Origin of the sequence: Sulfobacillus harzensis, assembly GCF_012933365.1 — a bacterium.
Classification (GTDB): domain Bacteria; phylum Bacillota; class Sulfobacillia; order Sulfobacillales; family Sulfobacillaceae; genus Sulfobacillus_B; species Sulfobacillus_B harzensis.
The window spans coordinates 1-3,341 of sequence record NZ_JABBVZ010000191.1 but is presented as its reverse complement, the minus strand read 5'-3'; the positions used below and the strand labels follow the sequence as shown (position 1 = coordinate 3,341).

The window sequence follows — 3,341 nt, the reverse complement described above, 5'->3', positions numbered from 1 at the left end:
CCTCATCATACTCCCCGTGCCGACGCCCTTTTTTCATGTGTGTGAGTGCCCTGCAGGGGCATGCGTGTCTCCTTTAGGACAAAGATTTGAGCCATCTTACTATAGCAAAATGTCACCGGTTGTCCCAATCATGGCACTCTGCGGGACTGAATAATTAGCCAAACTTAAGGCTGCCTTCCGTTCGTGGTACTGGCGGGATTCCAGATGGATTTCCCCGGGGTCAAGGGATTTTGGAACCGTTGGGGTGTATTTGAAAGGCCGTGAGGGGCCTACACGCGATGGGCCGTTTGGTTATTCACCCCACGCGGCGCGGGCTCCGCGCGGGGGGAGGTTCGAGGCTGTGCGGACGCTGGTCCATGCACGGCCAACTTTCCAATGGAAAAGTGTATGTCAAGATCCCCTAGCTTTTTCGGATTCACATGCCGGATCCGCGTCTTCGGCGCACCAGGGTCAAAAAGCCGTCACGATGGCTGTACGATGTTCCCTGCGGCTTTTTAGGGCAGGCTCCCTGAGTCTACTGGTAGATAATCAGGAGCGGCGGTGGCTGGAGTGCCAGCACTTGAGCCGGCGACATCAAAGGCGTGTCCTGGGTGTAGAAGAGTTTGATGCCCCCGTAGCCGATAGGCTGGTTGGTGATGAACGAATGATAGTTGGCGGTTTTTAGCGCCGGGGTTCCGAACCCGTCGGTATCCATGATGAAGCTGACCCCCGGAAGCGGGTGGATGTTCTTCCAGTCGGGCACCATCTGTGGCAGGAACTGATGAACGATCAAGATCTTGGGTGGTAGGTGGTCCTGGACCACTAGTTGGTGCAGCACATCAATGGCACCATTGATGGCCGTGGCCGTCATACTGCCGAACTCTTTTCCTGGGATGCCCCCGGGGATGTGGTTCATGTCGAATTCGGGGTCCAAAGCAAGTTCCACGTCCGGCTGTTTTAAGAAGGGCTCGAGATATTTGACCTCCGCGGCGACTGGGCTGTGCCCTACTTGGACGTCAAGGATAAGCAGGGCATGGGCGGAACGAGCCAGTTTGAGTTCGGACTCAATCAGGGAAGGGGGCATACGCAGGCGGTAGGTCCCGTTCGGCCCCGGCGTGCCCTGAGCGACCACGGCGACAAGTTCTAGTGCCTCGATGACGGGATGGGAGGGGTCGAGAGCCTGATAGGCCTGGGCCTGTTGGGCGAGGCGTCCCAGCATTTGCTGGGAGGTGCCCTGTCCGAGCACACCCATGCGGGCATCCAGGGGATTGCCGTAAAAGGCCACGATTCGGTGGCTAGGCAACAGCGGAGCGGGCATAGGCGGAGGGGAAGCGGGTTTCTTGGTTTTTTTAGCTGGCTTCCGGTTGTGGGCGCTCACCTTGGGGGCAGGGGGAACGGGATCCCGACCCAGGGGAACCGAAAACGCGCTTGCTACCAAAAGCGCCCCCACCGCACCGATGAGGGAAGCCCACATCCTCATGCCTGCACAGCCCTAAACCGCTGCCAGTCGACAATATTCGAGAAACGGCAACGATGTAATGATTTCTAGGGAATTTCGTCGAATTGAGGAAAAGATCCTGCTTCTATTGATCAATATTTCTTTCCTTCGTTCTTGATCGATTGGGCAGTAATGAAAGCGGGGCGTTGCATGATTGATTTTGCAGGGAAGGCAAGCCATGAAACGAAAATGGAGGTCGACGGACGCTGACGGGGCTAGATTACGTTGCGAAAGGTTACGTGGGTGTGGTGCCATGGGCAAAGCTATGACTTGGAGGCGGACACCATCTTTCCATCCAGCCTGCAGGGTCGCACTATGGAAGTAATGTCTTCATGTGGGCGTGAAAAGAGCCTATAGACCAAGCGGTCGCACGTAAGGGTGATGCAGGCTGCACTCGTGATTGATACCGGGGCGGGGACCGGTTCGCTGTCTCAATACGGAACTGCCGTCCGGGTCTGCTTGACGATGTCCTGCCCGCGATCCCCAAATAGGAGGCGGCCCCCGCCGGGGATGGCCGCCTCACCCGATCTCTCTTGCCTTAGCTTTCGTAGCCCATCCCCAGACTGGTCGTCGAGGTTGTTGTCGATGCGAGGGTCGCTGCGGTTGTGCTGGCCGCCGCCACGCTCGCCGCGCTGATGCCTATAATCCCCACCATAAGAAGCCATGTGATGAATTTGCGCATGCAAAAAACCTCCTTTACAAGTTTGACCTGATTATCCATAAAATGACAAGGATCGCCAAATTTTTAGGATATAATTTGGCTAATATTTCTGTGGAGCAGGTGACCGTTATGCCTATCCCGCCCGCGCCGTTTTCTCGATGGCCGCGCCTGGCCCGCGCTTTCCGGTTTCGCGCGATGCGTGCGATCCCGTTGCCCTATCAGACCCTTGGGCGTCGCATTCTCCTCGCTGATTCCCAAGGTGAAGCGGAAGTGGCCTACGAACGGGCCGTTGCCCTGTCGCGCCGGGCTGTCCGGGAAGGCCGCCAGCAATGGACATGGCGGGCAGAAGCCATGATTCACCGTTTTGCGGGCGCCGTCGAATCTGGATCCACCTCCATTCTGTCGGCGTGGGAACGGGCGGCCCGGAAAGCGGTGGCTGCTGAGGCCTGGGGAGACGCTCTGGGGTATTTGCGGGCGATGCTGGAGGCCGCCGATACCGATGCGGCGTTGCGCGGCCGAGCCCGGCGGAATGAAGCGACGGTGCTCACCACACTTGGCCGTTTGACCGATGCGCTGGCGAGCTACGATGCGCTCATGGCCGACGCCCCAGTCTGGAACGCAATGGTCCCAGCTTATCAAGTAGGCTTTCAAGCGTGCCGCGCAGCCGTCGCCTGGCATTTGGGCATCGAGGACAGCCGCAATCTCGCCAGCGCCTCGCCATTTATTCATCAGGGACCCACGACATGGCACAATTATTGGTGGGTGTTAGGACACCTCACTTGGCAGCGTCATCCCCACCGTTTGGAGTCCGTCCGCCAAAGCAGCCTCCGCACATTTAACCCAACATGGCCCATGGACCTAGACCGGGCGCTATGGGGCTTAGATCTTTGGGCGGCTCAGTCTAAGAGAACCCAAGCCGTGCTGGAGCGGCGGCTGCGCCAGGCCCTCGAGGATCCCATTACCGTGGCGACGATCGGACGGGCAAGCTGGCACGACCTCATGGCCGATTGGCTTCACTGGAGTCGCCGCACCCAGCAGTCGGACGCGGCCGCCCGAATCGCGCGCCACGCGGACTGGTGCGCCGAGCACGGGTTCGATGGATGGGCCGCCTATTGGCTAAGGACCCGCTAGGAGAGTTTTCATAAAGTCGCAAACCCAGACCAGGAGCGCACTTCAGGCCGCCCATCAGGGCAGCTTTGTAAC

3 protein-coding genes are annotated in these 3,341 nt (G+C 58.8%); 1 reads left to right on the top strand and 2 read right to left on the bottom strand.

The features are described 5' to 3' along the window. Positions 1 to 514 precede the first annotated feature (514 nt). The gene (locus HIJ39_RS22035) at positions 515 to 1,453 is read right to left on the bottom strand and encodes a hypothetical protein (RefSeq protein WP_169103192.1); all 939 of its coding nucleotides are present in this window, start codon (positions 1,451 to 1,453) and stop codon (positions 515 to 517) included. 562 nt (positions 1,454 to 2,015) lie between these two features. Continuing rightward, positions 2,016 to 2,159 (bottom strand): hypothetical protein, encoded by a 144-nt coding sequence (locus HIJ39_RS22030; RefSeq protein WP_169103191.1) that lies wholly within the window; start codon positions 2,157 to 2,159, stop codon positions 2,016 to 2,018. Between the two features lie 108 nt (positions 2,160 to 2,267). Between HIJ39_RS22030 and HIJ39_RS22025 the strand changes: the two genes are divergently transcribed. Next, on the top strand, positions 2,268 to 3,269 hold the full coding sequence (locus HIJ39_RS22025) for a hypothetical protein (protein WP_169103190.1): 1,002 nt from the start codon (positions 2,268 to 2,270) through the stop codon (positions 3,267 to 3,269). The last annotated feature ends 72 nt before the right edge of the window (positions 3,270 to 3,341 follow it).